Here is a 16,238-nt window from a genome sequence, read left to right as displayed (position 1 = left end):
GAGCCAGCCCAGCTGAAGGGGACAGACATGAGCATCGCAAACAGGGACCTATTCCTGGCACTCAAGACACAGGCCAGCCTGGCCCAGGCGTTCGGCAGCCTGCCGGGAACCACGGAAGACACGCACCCGCTGGCGGAGGGCCAGTTCATTGAAGCCTGGCACAACGGGCGCCTCTACCACCGGGGCACGGTGGTCAAAACCGTTGCTGGTACGGAACTCTTCTGGCTGCAGGATGAGACCGGCAACCGGCGCCTGCTGGACATGGAGTCACTGGAGATTGTCACGGCGGAGGGCGAAGCTCCGGCCCCCATCAAGGAGCCGGAGCCGGCCACGGTCACTCCGCTCTCGGTGTTTCCCGTTTTCCAGGACGGTTCCCAAGCAATTGCCTAGGCCAGCTGCAACCTGACCATGGTCCAGGACACCGCCGGAAGCCCGGCGGTGAGGCGGCCGCCGTCGAGCTTTACACTGACGTTCTCGGATGGCAGGACCGACGTCGAATCATCAGCAGTTGCCTGCCAGTACGGATCCTTGTTGGTGTAGGTCACCGCCTCAATGACCTTGGTTGCGCCCAGGCTTCCGACGGCGGCATCCAGGGTGAGTGCCTCGGTCGCCGAACGGTTGACGGCGAAAACCACAGCTTCCTTGGCCCCGGCATCATAAGTGGTCACCGCGGAGAGCGCCGGGAAGCCGGACGTCTTGCCGCTATCCAGGGTTGGCGATTCCACCGCGAGATTCAGCACCGTTCCCGAGGCATGCCTGGACGTGAGCGCGAACGGGTGGAAGGTGGTTTGCTTCCACGAGCGGCCACCCGGCTCGGTCATGATGGGGGCGATCACGTTGACCAGCTGCGCCAGGCTCGCGGAGTGGACCCTGTCCGTGTTCCGCAGCAGGGTGATGAGGAGATCGCCCACCACCACGGCGTCGGCCACGGTGTAGCGGTCCTCCAACAGCACGGGCGCCACGGGCCAATCATCACCTGTGGGCGCCTTGGACTCGTCGCGGGACATGTGCCACACGTTCCACTCGTCAAAGGAGATGTTGACCTGCTTTTGGGACTTCAGGGCGGACTTCACGTGGTCGATGTGGGCCACAAGGTCCTTGATGAAGGCTTCCATCCGGTGCCCGGCGGACAGGTGCTCCTGCAGGTCGCCGAAGTCCTCGAAGTACTGGTGGGCTGAAATCAGGTCAACAACGTCATAGCTTTCCGTGAGCACCACCCGCTCCCATTCGCCGAAAGTGGGCATGGCAGGAGCCGAACTACCGCAGGCCACAAGCTCAAGGCCCGGGTCCACCATGCGCATGGCACGCGCAGTTTCTGCCGCCAGCCGGGCGTACTCAGACGCCTTCTTGTGCCCGATCTGCCACGAGCCATCCATCTCGTTGCCCAGGCACCACATCCGGATGTTGTGCGGTTCCACCGTGCCGTTGGCCTTGCGCTGCTCAGACAGGGCCGTGCCGCCCTTGATGTTGCAGTACTCCAGGATGTCCAGGGCTTCCTGCGTTCCCCGCGTGCCGAGGTTCACGGCCATCATGGGTTCCACGCCGGCCTTCCTGGACCAGGCACCGAACTCGTCCACGCCCACCAGGTTGGGGTCCGTGGAGTGCCACGCGAGGTCCAGGCGTGCAGGGCGCTGTTCTTGGGGGCCAACGCCGTCCTCCCAGCGGTAGCCGGAGACAAAGTTGCCGCCCGGGTACCGGACCGTTGAGACGCCGAGTTCCTTGGTGAGTTCGAGGACGTCGGTTCGGAATCCGTCTTCGTCGGACTTGGGGTGGTCCGGTTCGAAGATGCCGGTGTAAACGCAACGGCCCAGGTGCTCGACGAAGGCTCCGAACGTCTTCCTCCGGACAGGGCCCACGGCAAACGCGGGGTCAATGGTGATTTTGGCTGTGGGGTGTTCTGGGGTTTCCAAACGGGGCGTCCTCTGCGTGGGCTGGGCTTTACTGGTTTACAACGTTGTAGAAACCATGCTGACGGGCCGGAGGGGTAGGAGTCAAGAGATTTCTTACTGCACCCCGGGTTCCTTGGGATGCCGCATGTGCCGAGGCGTTGATCTGGCGTTGGTTTCAGCGGGAACGCAGCGCGTGGTCAGCGGAATCGGCAGCGCTGATCAGGGCGTCGGCAGCGCCGTCGTCGAAGGCAATCTGCACCGCCACATCAAAAACCGTCCCAACCAATCCCCCAAACAGTTAATCCATCGAATAGCGTAACCGAAATTCGAGCAAGGATCAGCTATGACCAGGGAACGAAAAAAGACAGGCCAGAGACTCATGGTCTCCGGCCTGCCTTGAAGGGTGGGCCCTGTGGGGATCGAACCCACGACCCACGGATTAAAAGTCCGATGCTCTACCAACTGAGCTAAAGGCCCTCCAGCTGTAGAAACAGCCATGAATACTGTACCCCAATGCCGGAGCTGCAACAGAACCGTACCGCCACCACCCACTTTGAGCGGAGAACGACGACGGCGCGCAGCCACAGCGGCGTGTCGGCCCACCGGCGGCCGCAAAGTGAGTGGCAGCGGTACAGCCAAACGTCAGAACCAGCCCAAACAACCGTTACTCGACCCCGCCAGAGCACAGGAGTACGGTGAACTCATGAGCGAACAGTCAGGATCACGTGCGTACGGCGGAGCGAACAGGCACCACAAACCCAAGCCTTTTGCGCCCATCGATTTCGAACCGTTCGCTGGCGGAGCGGATCCTGCCCGGGTCTCTGAAGCAGCGCATCTGGCCGCCCAGGCATTGGTCAGGCGCGGCCGCGACAGTGACGACCCCAAGGTTACCCGGCGCCTGGTGAAGCTGGCCGACGAACAAGGCCTTGAGGCAATTGCAGAAATGTGGGCCGAAAGTCCCGCCCGCTCACTCCCGGGTGCCCTGTGGCGGCTCTACGCACTGCGGGCTGCCACCATCCAGAACCCCGAACGCATCTCCGTATACTTCAGGGCCGGACGCGACACAGCACAGGTATCCAATGTGGTTGCCGGCGCCGCCGAGCCTCCCGGAGCCGAAGAGATGAAGACCATGGCGGACGCCATTTTGTCCGGAGCCTTCGATGGAGATTTCGACGTCGCCCTGGAACGTTCCGCTGCGTTCTGCCGGGTGGTGGCACTCGGCCAGGCGACCCTCGCCGACGGCGCAGAGCACAGCAACGAAGGCCACGCCAGCAAGCTCACGCGCAACTCCCACCAACTGGTGAAGACGGCCGAAGACCTCGAACACGCCGCCAACGCATGGCGCCTGGGAGAACTGGACTAGGCCGAAAACAAGGCCGGACCGTACCTACTGCTCGCCGCCGATGTCAATGTTGACTTAGGAGCGGCCCCGTAGAAAACTAAAACTGGTGCCGAACCGCGAAACCCCCGGGCTTCAACTTATAGCCGCTTCGAGCGGCCTACCGCCGAGAGGCGTATCCGGTTCGGCACCATTTTCATGCCCTACTTCAGGGTGACCGTGGTTTCGGCCTTTTCCTTCTTGTCATGGTCCAGATCGCCGGACGCATCAACAGGCGTCATGGTTGCCGAAATTTCCGCTTCCTTTCCCGCCGTGTACCCAAAGTTCTCCGCGATGTTGAACGACTCCCCCGGGCCCAACTTGAACGGAGCTTCCTCCTTGAGCTTCATGCCGGAGTTAGTCAGTCCGTGCTTCTTGTAGCCGTCAGTGCTTGAGTCGGAGGGCATACCGCCCAGGTACTTCCAGTCCGTGTACTTGGCCGACGGGGAAACCAGTGAGTGCCCCAAAGGGATCTCCGCCGATGACGTGTTGGTGACCACGTAGTTGATGTAGACGATGGGCGCGCCCTTCTTGAGCAGGTTTTCCTTGGTCTCCTTGTCCACGAACATGCTGTCCTTGGACGCCGCATCGGTGGCCACCTGGTAGATGTCCACACTGAAGCTTTCGCCGTTGATGGTTCCGAGCTTGTCCCCTGCTTCCGAGATGGGCTGGGCCCAGGAAGCCGCCTTGTAGGCACCCGACGACGTGCCGGCATCCGCCGAGGCAGCGGTGGACGGTGAAGATGACGGCGAAGAAGCCGAAGAGGAGGACGACGACGGCGGCTGGGAACCTTCCGCCGTCGTGCTTGAACTTCCGTTGCCGCAGCCGCTCAGGGCGAGCATCCCCGCGATCGCAAGCCCGGTAATCTTCACTGCAGTATTGACTGGCATAATTCCCCCATTGAGTGGATTAATTGGTAACCCGCCTAGACTTTCACGCCTGCTTGGGTTTGGCCATGGGGAGATGTGTCCCGCTTGCCGACCGGCAGCGCCCATCGCGAAGCACGGACCTGAGTCCGGTGCCGGTAAAGTTGGGGCTGAAACGGTCAGCGTCAAGTCAAGCTGCCCGCCCCACCCGACCGCCCCCGACCGGAAGCGTTATGAAGCTGCGCCTTTTCCCCCAGGAGCCCGCAGGACTTGCACTGCTCGCGCAGATGGCAGGCGTTATTGTGGCTGCCACCGGAACCCTGTCCGAGATTCTCGGCGCTCCCGCGAGCGAACACGATCGGCTCAGCGAAGAACTCCACGAACACGAATCCAAGTCGCTCGACCTGCATTTCGCGCTCCTGACCCATATGCGCACAAGCTTTGTGAACCCGCTCCCCCGCGAGGACATGTACACGCTCTCCCGGCACCTGAACGAGGCCATGGAGAAGCTGGACGCCGCCGGGGAACTCGTTGCCCTGTACAAGCTGGACCGCTTGCCCAAGCGCGCCGCTGACCAGCTGGAAATTATCAGCCGCCAAGCGGAACTCACGGTCAACGCCATGCGGAAGCTGGAAGACCTCGATGAGCTGGAAGATTACTGGATCGAGGTGCTGCGGCTAGCCAAAAGGGCCGAACGGACGCATCGGATCTGGGTGGCGGAAATGCTGCGGGACATGAAGCCGACGCCCTACTCACGGCACCGGGACATTGCCAACCAGTTGGTGGAAGTCACCAAGGACATGCGCAAGATCGCCACCCAGGTAGGCAGCATCATCGTCAAGGAATCATGACGTGACCACTGCAATCCTGTTCCTGGTGGTGGGCTTGGCCGCAGGATTCGCGTTCCTCAATGGATTCCGCGACGTCTCCAATGCGGTGGCCCTGTCCACCAGGACCCGTGCGCTCACGCCGTCCATCGCGGTGTTGCTCGCCGTGATCTTCAACTTCGTGGGCGCCATGCTGAGCGGCGGCTTCGTTCTGGCGTTCACCCAGGCATGGATTTCCCTTCCCTCCGGGATCAGCGGGCTCACCATGCTGGCCTCGTCCTTGACGGCAGCCATCCTGTGGGGTGTTTATGCGTGGTGGCGGGGCATCCCCCTGTCCTCTACGAACTCGCTTATGGGTGGCTTGGTGGGTGCAGGCCTGGCCAGTATCTCGGTGGGCGGCAACTTCATTGACGGCGTGGACTCGGCACTGGTGGGGCAAGTGGTGCTGCCGCTGCTGGTCTCGCCCCTGGTGGCGTTCGTGGCTGCCTACCTGTTGGTGTGGCCCGTGACGTGGGCGGCCCGCTACGCCCAGCCCAGCGTGATCAACAGGCGCTTCCGCCGGGCGCAGGCAGTGTCTTCGGCGGCGGTGGCGTTCGGCCATGGACTGCAGGATGGCCAACGTACTACCGCCGTCCTGTTGCTGGCACTGGTGGCCGCGGGCCTCGATTCCGGGGACGACGTACCCTTCTGGATCCTGCTCCTGACGGCCATCATGCTCACGGCGGGAACCCTGTTTGGCGGGTGGAGGATTTCCCACACCCTGGGCCACAAGCTCATCCGCGTCGATCCCCAGAGGGGCTTCATCGCGCAGACGTTGACGTCCGTGATGCTCTTTGTCGGCGCGATCGGGCTGCACTTCCCGTTGTCCACCACCCACACCCTGACAGCGTCCGTGCTGGGCGCCGGAACCAACCAGCGCTTCCACGTCGTGAACCGCCGGGTGGTCCGCCGGATCCTGCTCTTCTGGCTCGTGACTCCCCTGGTCACGGCCGCCATCGCGTTCATCCTGGAGCTCGCGTTCTCTCCCCTCGCAGACCTCCCCAACTAGGTCGCAGTTAAGCACGTTTAGCGGGCTCAAAACGCGCACAAATGCGACCCAGTTGGGTAAAAAAGTGGGTGGCGGGAGCGGGTATGACGGTATGACAAAACGACGGCGGCCGTACCCCCAAGGCGACGGCCGCCGTCGTTGTCACTGCCGGCTCCCCCATGAAGCCGGAACCTGCACCCCTTATCCGAAGCGGCCGGAGACGTAGTCTTCCGTGGCCTTCTGGGAGGGGTTGTTGAAGATGGTGGTGGTGTCGGCGAACTCAATCAGGCGGCCGGGCTTGCCGGTGCCGGCGATGTTGAAGAACGCCGTCTTGTCCGACACACGCGCAGCCTGCTGCATGTTGTGGGTCACGATCACCACGGTGTACTGGTCCTTGAGCTCGTTGATGAGGTCCTCAACGGCCAAGGTGGAAATGGGGTCGAGGGCGGAGCATGGCTCGTCCATGAGGATCACCTGCGGCTCCACGGCAATGGCGCGGGCAATGCAGAGACGCTGCTGCTGGCCACCGGAAAGACCCGAGCCGGGCTTGTCCAGGCGGTCCTTGACCTCGTTCCACAGGTTGGCGCCTACCAGGGACTTCTCAACGAGCGCGTCAGCAGCACCCTTGGAGATCCTCTTGTTGTTCAGCTTCACCCCGGCCAGCACGTTGTCGCGGATGGACATGGTGGGGAACGGGTTAGGGCGCTGGAACACCATGCCCACCTGGGTGCGGACGGTCACGGGGTCCACGCCGGGTCCGTACAGGTTGTCGCCGTCGAGCAGGACTTCACCCTCAACCCGGGCGCCGGGCAGGACTTCGTGCATGCGGTTCAGCGTGCGGAGGAAGGTGGATTTGCCACAACCGGACGGGCCGATGAAGGCGGTGACGGACTTGGCTTCGATGTTGATGTTCACGTCCTGTACGGCCAGGAAGTTGCCGTAGTAGACATTCAAGTCTTTGACGTCGATGCGCTTGGACATGGTGTTCCTTTTTTCCTTGGGGGGTTTGGAAGTGTGTAGTGGGCAGCAATGCTGCCCGCCCGGTTACCGGCCCGTCTTGGGCGCGAAGATGCGGGCGATGAGGCGTGCTCCGAGATTCAGGAGCATCACCAGGATGATCAGCACCAAGGCGGCACCCCAGGCACGCTGGTCTGACGGACCAGGGTTGGACGGCGACGTCGGGTTGAGGATCTGGGTGTAAATGAACGTGGGCAGGGAGGCCATCCAGCCGCCGAACACGTTGTTGTTGATGGTGGTGGCGAAGCCTGCGGTGACGAGGATCGGGGCGGTTTCGCCGATAACCCGGGCAATGGCCAAGGTGACACCGGATGCGATGCCGGAGATCGCCGTCGGAATAACCACCTTGGTGATGGTGCGCCACTTGCGCACGCCGAGCGCGTACGAGGCTTCGCGGAGTTCGTTCGGGACGATCTTGAGCATTTCCTCGCTGGAGCGGACCACCACGGGGATCATCAGCACGGAAAGCGCGACGGCGGCCACCGCACCGGTCTTGGTGCCGGGGCCTACGAGTGCGAAGAAGAAAGCCGCAGCGAAAAGGCCGGCCACGATGGACGGGATACCGGTCATGACGTCCACGAAGAACGTGATGGCCCGGGCCAACGGGCGGTCGTTGCCGTACTCCACCAGGTAGATCGCGGTGAGCAGGCCAACCGGCACGGAGATGACAGTGGCCAGCAGCGTGATCTGGATGGTGCCGAGCAGGGCGTGGTAGATACCGCCCAGCACGGGAGCGCCCTCTTCGGCTGCCCGGTTGTCGTAGACGCCGGTGACACCGTTCATGGACGTGGAGAGGAAACCGGGCGTGACCAGGCCGGGGATGCCGTTGACCAGCACGGTCCAGATCACGGAGATCAGCGGAAGCAGGGCAATCAGGAAGGCGCCGACCACGAGGCAGGTGGCCAGCTTGTCCTTGGCCTTGCGGGCCCCTTCAACAGCGCCGCTCCAGGAAACCAGTCCGATGGTGAAGAGGATGGCCGAAACAATGCCCCAGCCGAAGGCATTGAAGCCGATGAGGGCAAGGATGGCCGCGCCGACGATCAGTGCAACGGCAAGGACGACATACGGTGCGAACCTGGGCAGCTGCCCCTTGGTGAGCGCCGAGCGCTTACGGACTACTGTGGCGGTCATTTAGTTGGCTCCCGAGAATTCTTTGTGCCGGGCAATGATCCAGCGGGCGATCATGTTGACGCCGAGCGTGATGACGAACAGCACCAGGCCCGCAGCGATCAACGTGTTGACCTTGAGTCCGCTGGCTTCGGGGAAGTTCAGGGCGATCTCGGCGGCAATGGTCTGGTTGCCGGACTGGATCAGGCTGGCGGTGAGGACGCCGGAGGACAGCACCAGGGCAACGGCCATGGTCTCTCCGAGCGCACGGCCCAGGCCAAGCATGACGGCGCTGATGATGCCGGGGCGGCCGAACGGCAGGACGGCCATCTTGATCATTTCCCAGCGGGTGGCTCCCAGGGCCAGCGCGGCTTCCTCGTGCAGCTTGGGGGTCTGCAGGAAGATTTCGCGGGACAGGGAGGTGATGATCGGAAGGACCATGACGGAGAGGACGATGCCGGCGGTGAGGATGGTCTTGCCGGTTGCGGAGGCCGGACCCTGGAAGATCGGCAGCCAGCCCATGTTGTTGGCCAGCCAGTCGTAGGCGGGCGAGATTTCCTTGGCCAGGAACGCAGCACCCCAGGCGCCGTACACCACGGAAGGGATGGCGGCCAGGAGGTCCACCACGTAGCCGAGCCCGGATGCCAGGCGGCGGGGTGCGTAGTGGGAGATGAACAGGGCGACGCCGATGGCCACCGGCGTGGCAATGATGAGGGCGATCACGGCGGCGATCAGCGTGCCGACCACGATCGGGGCGATGTAGGCAAAGAAGCCGTTGCCGCCCTGGATGTCCGCCGCAGGGGCGGTCAGCGCGGGGATCGCCTGGACTACGAGGAACAACGCAACCCCGAAGAGGACCGCGAGGATAAGGCACCCTGCGGCCAGGGCGGCCCCGGAGAAAACCTTGTCCCCGGCGCGTCCGGCGCCTTGGGAGGTTGTCAGGGAGTTGGTGGTCACTTCACGATCCTTCAGGTTTCAGTGAACTGGTCATACATGGCTAGTTCCCCGGCCCGCGGAGCGGCTTCTTCAGCCACTCCGCGGGACAGGGAACTTCAGTGTTCAGCCGGGTTCAGGCGAACCTACCGGGGAACCCTCAGGCCTTGGCCTTGACGGTCTCGATGGCAGCCTTGGCCTTGTCCTGCAGCGCCTTGGACAGCGGTGCGGACTTGGCGGCGTCAGCAGCGGTCTTCTGGCCCTCGTCGGAGACGACGTAGGACTCGAAGGCCTTGACCAGGTCGGCAACTTCCTTGGTCTCGTACGTCGTGCAAACAACGTGGTAGGAGACGAGGACTACCGGGTAGGCACCGGCAGCGGTGGTCTTGCGGTCCAGCTTGATGGCTACGTCGTTGGCTGCGCGGCCTTCGACGGGAGTGCCGGCTTCGACAGCCTTGGCAGCAGCATCTGCGGAGATCTTGACGAATTCCTCGCCGACCTTGATGGACGCGGTGCCCAGCTTGCCGGAGACAGCGGAGTCGTCAGCGTAGGTCACGGCACCGGGGGTGTCGGTAACGGTCTTGACGACGCCGGAGGTGCCCTTGGCGTTCTCGCCCTGGAGGCTGGCGGGCCACACGCCTGCAGCCTTGTCGGTCCAGACCTCGGGAGCAGCAGCTGCCAGGTAGTCGGTGAAGTTGGTGGTGGTGCCCGAGTCGTCGGAGCGGTTCACGGGGGTGACCTTGAGGTCAGGCAGGGTAACGCCTTCGTTGAGGGCGGCGATCGCGGGATCGTTCCAGTTGGTGATCTGGCCGCGGAAGATCTTGGCGACCGTTGCTGCGTCGAGCTTCAGGTCGGTGACGCCGGGGACGTTGAAGGCGACAGCGATCGGGGAGATGTACACCGGGATGTTGATGGCGCCGTCGGGGCCGCACTTGGCCTTGGAGCTCTCCAGTTCCTCGTCCTTCAGGTAGGCGTCGGAACCGGCGAACTGGGCAGAGCCGTCGATGATGGCCTTGCGGCCTGCGCCGGAGCCGTCCGGGGAGTACTGAACGGTGGCGCCCTGGTTTGCGGCGGAGAAGCCGGCCTTCCAGGCGTCCATGGCTGCGCCGGTGGAGGAAGCGCCGATGCCGGTAAGGGTCCCGGTGACGTTGGCGCCGGATGCAGCAGACTGGGTGCCGGCCGAGGTGCCGGTTGCGTTGTCTGAACCGCAGGCAGTGAGCGCCAGAGCGCCGGCTGCGATGACCGCGAGTGCCGCGTTGCGGCCGAAGTGAGTTGCCTTCACTTGGATGTGCCCCTTCCAGGGTTTCTTCGATGCGGGCCGAACGGAGATTTCGGCGTGCGCGAGCTAAGGACCTTTTCGTTCCTTTACTGAAGGTAAAGAGCGCAGGTAACGGGACCTGTTGTGGAAAGTGAACGGAAGGTGAACGACGGCGGACCATTGGGTTATGTGGCGCGCGCCACCTTGAGTGGGGCGCCGCGTCCCGTTCGGGTGCGGGCTGCGGCAAATAGACTGGAAGGCATGGCCGCCGTGAAGGGACTTTCCGCAAGCAAGAGATTCGTGCGGGCACGGTTCCGCACCGGCTTGGTCCGCAGCCGCACGTCCCTGGTCCCCGCGATCCAGATGACAGTATGCGCGGTAGGCGCCTATGCCTTTGCGGAGTACGTCCTGGGCCACCAGGGTCCCCTGTTCGCAGCCACCTCGTCGCTGATTGCGCTTGGATTCTCCCGCGACCCGCGCCTGCGGCGGGTCATCGAAGTCGGCCTTGGCTGCACGCTGGGGATCGTCGTTGGCGACCTGCTGCTCCACTGGCTGGGCGCCGGAATCTGGCAGGCCGCCGTCGTACTTCTTTTCTCCATCCTGCTGGCCAGGTTCCTGGACAGCGGCACCATCTTCACTACCCAGCTGGGACTTCAGTCGCTGCTGGTGGTGCTGCTGCCGGCGCCGGCCGGCGGGCCGTTCACACGCAGCCTGGATGCCGTGATCGGGGGCGTGTTTGCGCTCCTGGTGACCATCCTGGTGCCCAAGGATCCACGCCGCGAGCCGCGCAAGGATGTCCAGAAGATCCTGCATGAACTCTCGGAAGTGCTGCGCGAGTGCGCCAAGGCGATGATCGAAAGCGACTCCACGGCCGCCTGGCATGCCCTGATCCGGGGCCGTAACTGCCAGCCGCTGGTGGACCGGATGCGGCAGACGCTGCGGGCGTCCGGTGAGGTGGCCACGCTGGCTCCTGCGCACCGACGGCACCGGGATGAGCTGGCCAGCCTTGAGCATTCGCTGGAGTACATCGACCTGGCGCTCCGGAACAGCCGGGTCTTCGCCAGGCGATTGACCAGTGCCATCAACCACGCAGCCCTGTCCGATGAGGCGATCGACAGCATCGCCGAGGTCCTCCAGGAAACGGCCGCCGCCGTGGACGAACTCAATATCGGCCTGTCCGAGCAGAGTGAAGGGGCGCGGCGGGTGCACCTGAGGCGTGCCCGGACCGATCTGTCCGTGATCGCGTCCCGGCTGCACCCCAAGATGCTGGATGTCCAGAGACTCGAGGGCGAAACCGTGGTCATGCTGTTCCGCCCGCTCATGGTGGATCTTTTGGAGGCCAGTGGCGTGGAGCCGGACGAAGCCCGGGCGGTACTGCCGCCGCTCTAGCGCTCTGCGTTTAGGGAAGCCCCGGCTTCATGGGGGAAAATGGGGCGATGACTCCCGCCGCCCCGACGCGTTTCCGCGCCGCACCCGCCCTCAGGCTGCGCCAGCAACCGCTGTTCCTGTGGGCAGGTGGTTTGCTGGTGGCAGGAGATGTGGTGTTCTGGCTGATGTTTGCCGCCGTCATGTCTGAGTCCGGCCTGGCCACGGCCGACGTTTCGGTGCACACCTTCGTGGTGGACTCGCGCACCGGTTGGGCCACGGCACTGTTCGCGTTGCTGTCCACCATCACCTCGCCGCCGTGGTTGTCCGCACTTACCGTTGCCGTGGCCGTCGGCTGGGCTCTGTGGAAGAAAGAAGTGTGGCGCCCGGCCATCCTGGCAGGTGCCATGGGGTTGTCCGTGGTGCTGACCACTCTCGTCAAGCACGAAGCGGGGCGTTCCCGCCCGCCGTCCTCGGACTTCCTGATGGGCCCGGACGATGCCCTCTCCTTCCCCTCCGGCCACGTCATGGGCGTCTGCATCTTCGCCCTGGTCCTCACCTACCTGCTGGTCTCGCGTTCGGGCACACGGACGACGGCGGTCCTTGCCTTCGCCGCGGCCGCTTTGTTGTCCCTGGTGGTCGCCTTCAGCCGGATGTATCTGGGCTACCACTGGCTCACCGACGTGGTGGCATCCTTGGGTGTGGCACTGGGCGTGACGGGCATTGCCATTTTTGTGGATGCTGCACGGCACGGCAGGGCCCTTGAAACTGCTTGATCCAGGCCGTTATTCCGGCCGACTGACCAAGTAGCCGCCCCCGGCAACCTGAGTACAGGACGGGTGCCGGCGCCCCGGAATGCCTGAACTAATCGAGTACCAACTACTCGTGTACTGATTTTCGCCGGGCGGTTAACTGTTTCTTGGAAGAACGGTTAGCCCCAAGCATCGCCGGATTTCCACAGTCGCAACAACCGCATCGGTGGTCTCTTTGAGCCGATGCCCCGGCCGCCACCGCGCGGTCGGCCCTTGACGAAGCCGGCGGCGACAGAGTCTTCTGAGACCGAGACTCTCCCCCCAGCCGCCGCCGGCTTCAAGGCCACGTTGCCGCTTCCGATCCCCTGGCACCTATCCTGTCAGTCCTCGCGGCTAACCTTGGATCCATGGCTTCAAAGACCTCCCGTGCTTCCAAGACCCCTGCCTACAAATGCTCCGAATGCGGCTGGACCGCCATCAAGTGGGTGGGCCGGTGCGGTGAGTGCCAGGCGTGGGGAACCGTTGAAGAGTACGGCGCCACTGTTGCGCGTACGACGGCGGCCGCTTCAGTTCTGGAGCCTGCCCGCCGGATCGCGGAGGTAGACGGGACCACGGCAGCGTTCCTGCCCACGGGCGTTGATGAGCTTGACCGCGTTCTGGGAGGAGGGCTGGTTCCCGGTGCCGTGATCCTGCTTGCCGGGGAACCCGGCGTCGGGAAATCCACCCTGCTGCTGGACGTCGCCGCCAAGTTTGCCCGCACGGGGCAGGACGTCCTGTACATCACCGGTGAGGAATCAGCTGCCCAGGTCAAGCTCCGGGCGGAGCGGATCGATGCCGTGGCGCACACCCTCTACCTGTCCGCAGAGACGGACCTTGGGCAGGCCCTGGGCCAGGTGGAGAAGCTCGAACCCAAGCTGCTGATTGTTGATTCCATGCAGACGCTGAGCAGCACGGAAGTGGAGGGCAGTGCCGGCGGCGTATCCCAGGTGCGCGAGGTTGCCGCTTCCATCATCGCCGCGGCCAAGCGCCGCAACATGACCACCCTGCTGGTAGGCCATGTCACCAAGGACGGCACCATTGCCGGCCCACGCCTGCTGGAGCACCTGGTGGATGTGGTGTGCCAGTTCGAGGGTGAACGCCATTCCCGGTTGAGGCTGCTCCGCGCCGTCAAGAACCGGTACGGAGCAACGGACGACGTCGGGTGTTTCGACCTGAACGAGGCCGGCATCGAAGGCCTGGCCGACCCCAGCGGGCTGTTCGTTTCCCGGACCCGGGAGCCGGTGTCCGGCACCTGCATCACTGTCACCATGGAGGGTCGCCGCCCCCTGCTGGCCGAGGTCCAGTCACTCCTGGCGGAAAGCGCCAATGCCCAGCCACGGCGTGCCACCAGCGGACTGGAAAGCTCCCGGGTGGCCATGCTGCTGGCGGTCCTGCAGCAGCGGGCCGGGTGCATGCTCCATAAAGACGACTCCTATGTAGCCACCGTGGGAGGCGTCAAGCTCAGCGAACCTGCTACGGACCTCGCCGTGGCCCTGGCGGTCGCTTCGGCGAAGTCGCGGAAGGCACTCCCCCAGCGGCTCATTGCATTCGGCGAGGTGGGCCTGGCCGGAGAGGTACGGCCGGTGCCGGGGATCAACCAGCGCATCCAGGAGGCCCACCGGCTGGGCTTCACCCACGCGATTGTCCCAGCGAGTCCGGCCGGCGCAGGCGTCATTCCGGATGGTTTCTCTGTCAAGGAAGTCGGCCACCTGGCCGAGGCGCTGGAACTGCTGATCACTTAACCCTTTCGGGGTGTCGCAGGGCTGCCGCAAGGGCGTTCGGCAAGGATGGGACGCATGACCAAACGGACGGTGCTTATCGGGGGACGCTTTTTCTTTGGGATTCTGACGTTGGTGGCTGTGGCGACCCAGCTGGTGGTCCACATCAGCCTGAACTACGACGCCGGCAACTTCTTCAGCTACTTCACCAATCTCTCCAACATCTTCGCGGCGGTTGTGCTGCTGGTCAGCGGATATCGGGTGCTGGTAGGAAAGCGACCCAGCGAGGCTGACGACGTCACCAGGGGAACGGCAACCATCGCCATGGCCGTGGTGGGCATTGTCTTCGGCGCGCTGCTGGCGGGGGAAGACCTCGGCTCCATGGTCCCGTGGGTCAACTTCGTGGTGCATTACCTGATTCCCGTAGTCATGGTGGTGGACTGGCTTTTCCAGCCGCCGCGGGCCAAGCTCCAGCTCCGGCATATCTGGTACTGGTTGATCTACCCCGTCGCCTATCTGACCTACAGCCTGGTCCGAGGGTCGATCGTGAACTGGTATCCGTACTGGTTCATCAACCCGGACCGCGCCGGCGGGTGGGGTGGCGTGGTGTTCTACGCCATCGCGATTGCCATCGGTTTCCTGGTGGTCAGCCTTGCCATGCTCTGGCTTGGCAACAAAATGAAGCGCAACGTGGACTACTGACCCCTCAAACGGCTCTGCCGGGCGCCGCCCGAAACCCACTTTTGGGAGCACCTCGCTGATAACAAAATGGTCCACTTTGGGGCTTGCTGGTGCGGTTAACGGCGCCGGGAAGCCCTATCATGGTGCTAGTCGCCTTTGGGGCATTTTTGCTGCGCCCCTGAACGCGAAAAACCAGCTTGTCTGTGAGCCGTGGCTTGCACCTTCGAAAGGGAAAGACCGTATGGCCCGGAGCCCGGAAGAAACGCTCAAAGCGACCCTGGCCAGGGTCGCCCCCGGAACTCCCCTCCGTGACGGCCTTGAACGCATTCTCCGCGGCCGCACCGGCGCCCTGATCGTCCTCGGATACGACCGCACCATCGATTCCATCTGTTCCGGCGGCTTCGACATCGGCATCGAGTTTTCCCCCACCCGGCTCCGGGAGCTGGCCAAGATGGACGGCGCCATCATCTGCGACAAGGACGCCAGCAACATTGTCAGGGCTGCAGTGCAACTGGTGCCGGACGCAAGTATCGAAACCCAGGAGTCGGGCACCCGCCACCGCACGGCCGAACGCGTGGCCATCCAGACCGGCGTCCCGGTGATCTCCGTGAGCCAGTCCATGCAGATCATCGCGCTGTACGTCAACGGCCTGCGCCACGTCCTGGAAGGCTCCGAGAAAGTCCTGGCCCGCGCCAACCAGGCCCTGGCCACGCTGGAGCGTTACAGCGCCAGGCTTGACCAGGTCACCAGCTCCCTCTCGGCATTGGAGATCGAGGCGCTGGTCACGGTTCGCGACGTCGCCGTCACGCTGCAGCGCCAGGAAATGGTCCGCCGCATTTCAGAGGAAATCGCCCAGTACGTGTTGGAACTCGGCGAAGACGGCCGTTTGCTGTCCCTGCAGCTGGAAGAGCTCACCATGGGCCGGGGCCCCGGCAGCGACATCATCATCCGCGACTACGCCGACCCCAACGCCACCCCCGAGGACATTGAGGAGTCCGTCCAGGCGCTTCTCAACCTCGGCCCCACGGAACTGATCGACCTGAGCCGGATCGCCCACATCATCGGCTTCGCCGGCGGCGTGGAACAACTCGACGCCGTGGTCCAGCCGCAGGGCTACCGACTGCTGTCCGGGTTGAAATCCGTGCCCAAGGCTGTTGCAGACCGTTTGGTGGAGTACTTCGGCGGCCTCCAGAACCTGATGGCCGCTACCATCGACGACCTCATGACCGTGGATGGAATCGGCGATCAGCGCGCCCGCACAGTCCGCGAAGGTTTGAGCCGCATGGCTGAGGCCAGCCTTCTGGACCGGTTCCTTTAAGGCGGGATCCGCCGTCGTGCCTTCACGGAAGCGACCCGGCACGAGCCCAAGCGATCCGCGAGC

Annotated in this window: 15 protein-coding genes and 1 tRNA gene; 9 read left to right on the top strand and 7 right to left on the bottom strand. The window is 64.0% G+C overall.

Annotation, left to right across the window (positions count from 1 at the left end):
* Positions 1-27: 27 nt before the first annotated feature.
* Entirely contained in the window at positions 28-390 is a 363-nt protein-coding gene (locus ACSVIE_RS14285) for a hypothetical protein (RefSeq protein WP_442424251.1), read from the top strand.
* On the opposite strand, the gene arfA is transcribed toward ACSVIE_RS14285, so the two are convergent.
* Together arfA and ACSVIE_RS14275 are read right to left on the bottom strand one after the other, a co-directional pair.
* A complete protein-coding gene (gene arfA / locus ACSVIE_RS14280; RefSeq protein ID WP_442424250.1) occupies positions 387-1,910 on the bottom strand; it encodes an arabinosylfuranosidase ArfA in 1,524 nt (507 codons plus the stop codon). The genes ACSVIE_RS14285 and arfA overlap by 4 nt on opposite strands.
* Positions 1,911-2,293: 383 nt before the next feature.
* Positions 2,294-2,366: transfer RNA gene (locus ACSVIE_RS14275), tRNA-Lys, on the bottom strand.
* A 226-nt stretch (positions 2,367-2,592) separates the two neighbouring features.
* Here ACSVIE_RS14275 and ACSVIE_RS14270 point away from each other — a divergent pair.
* Entirely contained in the window at positions 2,593-3,252 is a 660-nt protein-coding gene (locus ACSVIE_RS14270; RefSeq protein ID WP_426005336.1) for a hypothetical protein, read from the top strand.
* Positions 3,253-3,431: 179 nt separating this feature from the next.
* On the opposite strand, the gene ACSVIE_RS14265 is transcribed toward ACSVIE_RS14270, so the two are convergent.
* A complete protein-coding gene (locus ACSVIE_RS14265; RefSeq protein ID WP_442424249.1) occupies positions 3,432-4,157 on the bottom strand; it encodes a hypothetical protein in 726 nt (241 codons plus the stop codon).
* 209 nt (positions 4,158-4,366) lie between these two features.
* Here ACSVIE_RS14265 and ACSVIE_RS14260 point away from each other — a divergent pair, with 209 nt between their 5' ends.
* Positions 4,367-4,984 carry a DUF47 domain-containing protein gene (locus ACSVIE_RS14260; RefSeq protein ID WP_426005333.1) on the top strand — a complete coding sequence of 206 codons (618 nt, stop codon included), beginning with the start codon at positions 4,367-4,369 and terminating at the stop codon, positions 4,982-4,984.
* Position 4,985: 1 nt separating this feature from the next.
* Positions 4,986-6,008 (top strand): anion permease, encoded by a 1,023-nt coding sequence (locus ACSVIE_RS14255; protein ID WP_442424248.1) that lies wholly within the window; start codon positions 4,986-4,988, stop codon positions 6,006-6,008.
* Positions 6,009-6,188: 180 nt separating this feature from the next.
* Here ACSVIE_RS14255 and pstB read toward each other — a convergent pair whose 3' ends face one another.
* The 4 genes from pstB to pstS form a co-directional block, all read right to left on the bottom strand.
* A complete protein-coding gene (gene pstB / locus ACSVIE_RS14250) occupies positions 6,189-6,968 on the bottom strand; it encodes a phosphate ABC transporter ATP-binding protein PstB (RefSeq protein ID WP_426005329.1) in 780 nt (259 codons plus the stop codon).
* Positions 6,969-7,031: 63 nt separating this feature from the next.
* Positions 7,032-8,135, bottom strand: a complete 1,104-nt coding sequence (pstA, locus tag ACSVIE_RS14245; RefSeq protein WP_442424247.1) for a phosphate ABC transporter permease PstA — start codon at positions 8,133-8,135, stop codon at positions 7,032-7,034.
* A complete protein-coding gene (pstC, locus tag ACSVIE_RS14240) occupies positions 8,136-9,068 on the bottom strand; it encodes a phosphate ABC transporter permease subunit PstC (protein ID WP_426005325.1) in 933 nt (310 codons plus the stop codon).
* 136 nt (positions 9,069-9,204) lie between these two features.
* Positions 9,205-10,326 (bottom strand): phosphate ABC transporter substrate-binding protein PstS, encoded by a 1,122-nt coding sequence (gene pstS / locus ACSVIE_RS14235; RefSeq protein WP_442424246.1) that lies wholly within the window; start codon positions 10,324-10,326, stop codon positions 9,205-9,207.
* A gap of 237 nt (positions 10,327-10,563) precedes the next feature.
* Here pstS and ACSVIE_RS14230 point away from each other — a divergent pair, with 237 nt between their 5' ends.
* The 5 genes from ACSVIE_RS14230 to disA all read left to right on the top strand — a co-directional run bounded on the left by ACSVIE_RS14230 (position 10,564) and on the right by disA (position 16,175).
* Positions 10,564-11,691 carry an FUSC family protein gene (locus ACSVIE_RS14230; protein ID WP_426005321.1) on the top strand — a complete coding sequence of 376 codons (1,128 nt, stop codon included), beginning with the start codon at positions 10,564-10,566 and terminating at the stop codon, positions 11,689-11,691.
* A 47-nt stretch (positions 11,692-11,738) separates the two neighbouring features.
* The gene (locus ACSVIE_RS14225; RefSeq protein WP_442424245.1) at positions 11,739-12,443 is read left to right on the top strand and encodes a phosphatase PAP2 family protein; all 705 of its coding nucleotides are present in this window, start codon (positions 11,739-11,741) and stop codon (positions 12,441-12,443) included.
* Between the two features lie 383 nt (positions 12,444-12,826).
* Complete coding sequence (gene radA, locus ACSVIE_RS14220) at positions 12,827-14,200, top strand: DNA repair protein RadA (protein WP_442424244.1); 1,374 nt, start codon at positions 12,827-12,829, stop codon at positions 14,198-14,200.
* A gap of 54 nt (positions 14,201-14,254) precedes the next feature.
* Positions 14,255-14,878, top strand: a complete 624-nt coding sequence (locus tag ACSVIE_RS14215) for a Pr6Pr family membrane protein (protein ID WP_442424243.1) — start codon at positions 14,255-14,257, stop codon at positions 14,876-14,878.
* Between the two features lie 220 nt (positions 14,879-15,098).
* Positions 15,099-16,175 carry a DNA integrity scanning diadenylate cyclase DisA gene (disA, locus tag ACSVIE_RS14210; RefSeq protein WP_426005313.1) on the top strand — a complete coding sequence of 359 codons (1,077 nt, stop codon included), beginning with the start codon at positions 15,099-15,101 and terminating at the stop codon, positions 16,173-16,175.
* Positions 16,176-16,238 lie beyond the last annotated feature (63 nt).

This window comes from Paenarthrobacter sp. NCHU4564 (assembly GCF_052156435.1).
Classification (GTDB): Bacteria; Actinomycetota; Actinomycetes; order Actinomycetales; family Micrococcaceae; genus Arthrobacter.
This window is presented reverse-complemented; position numbering and strand designations above follow the sequence as displayed.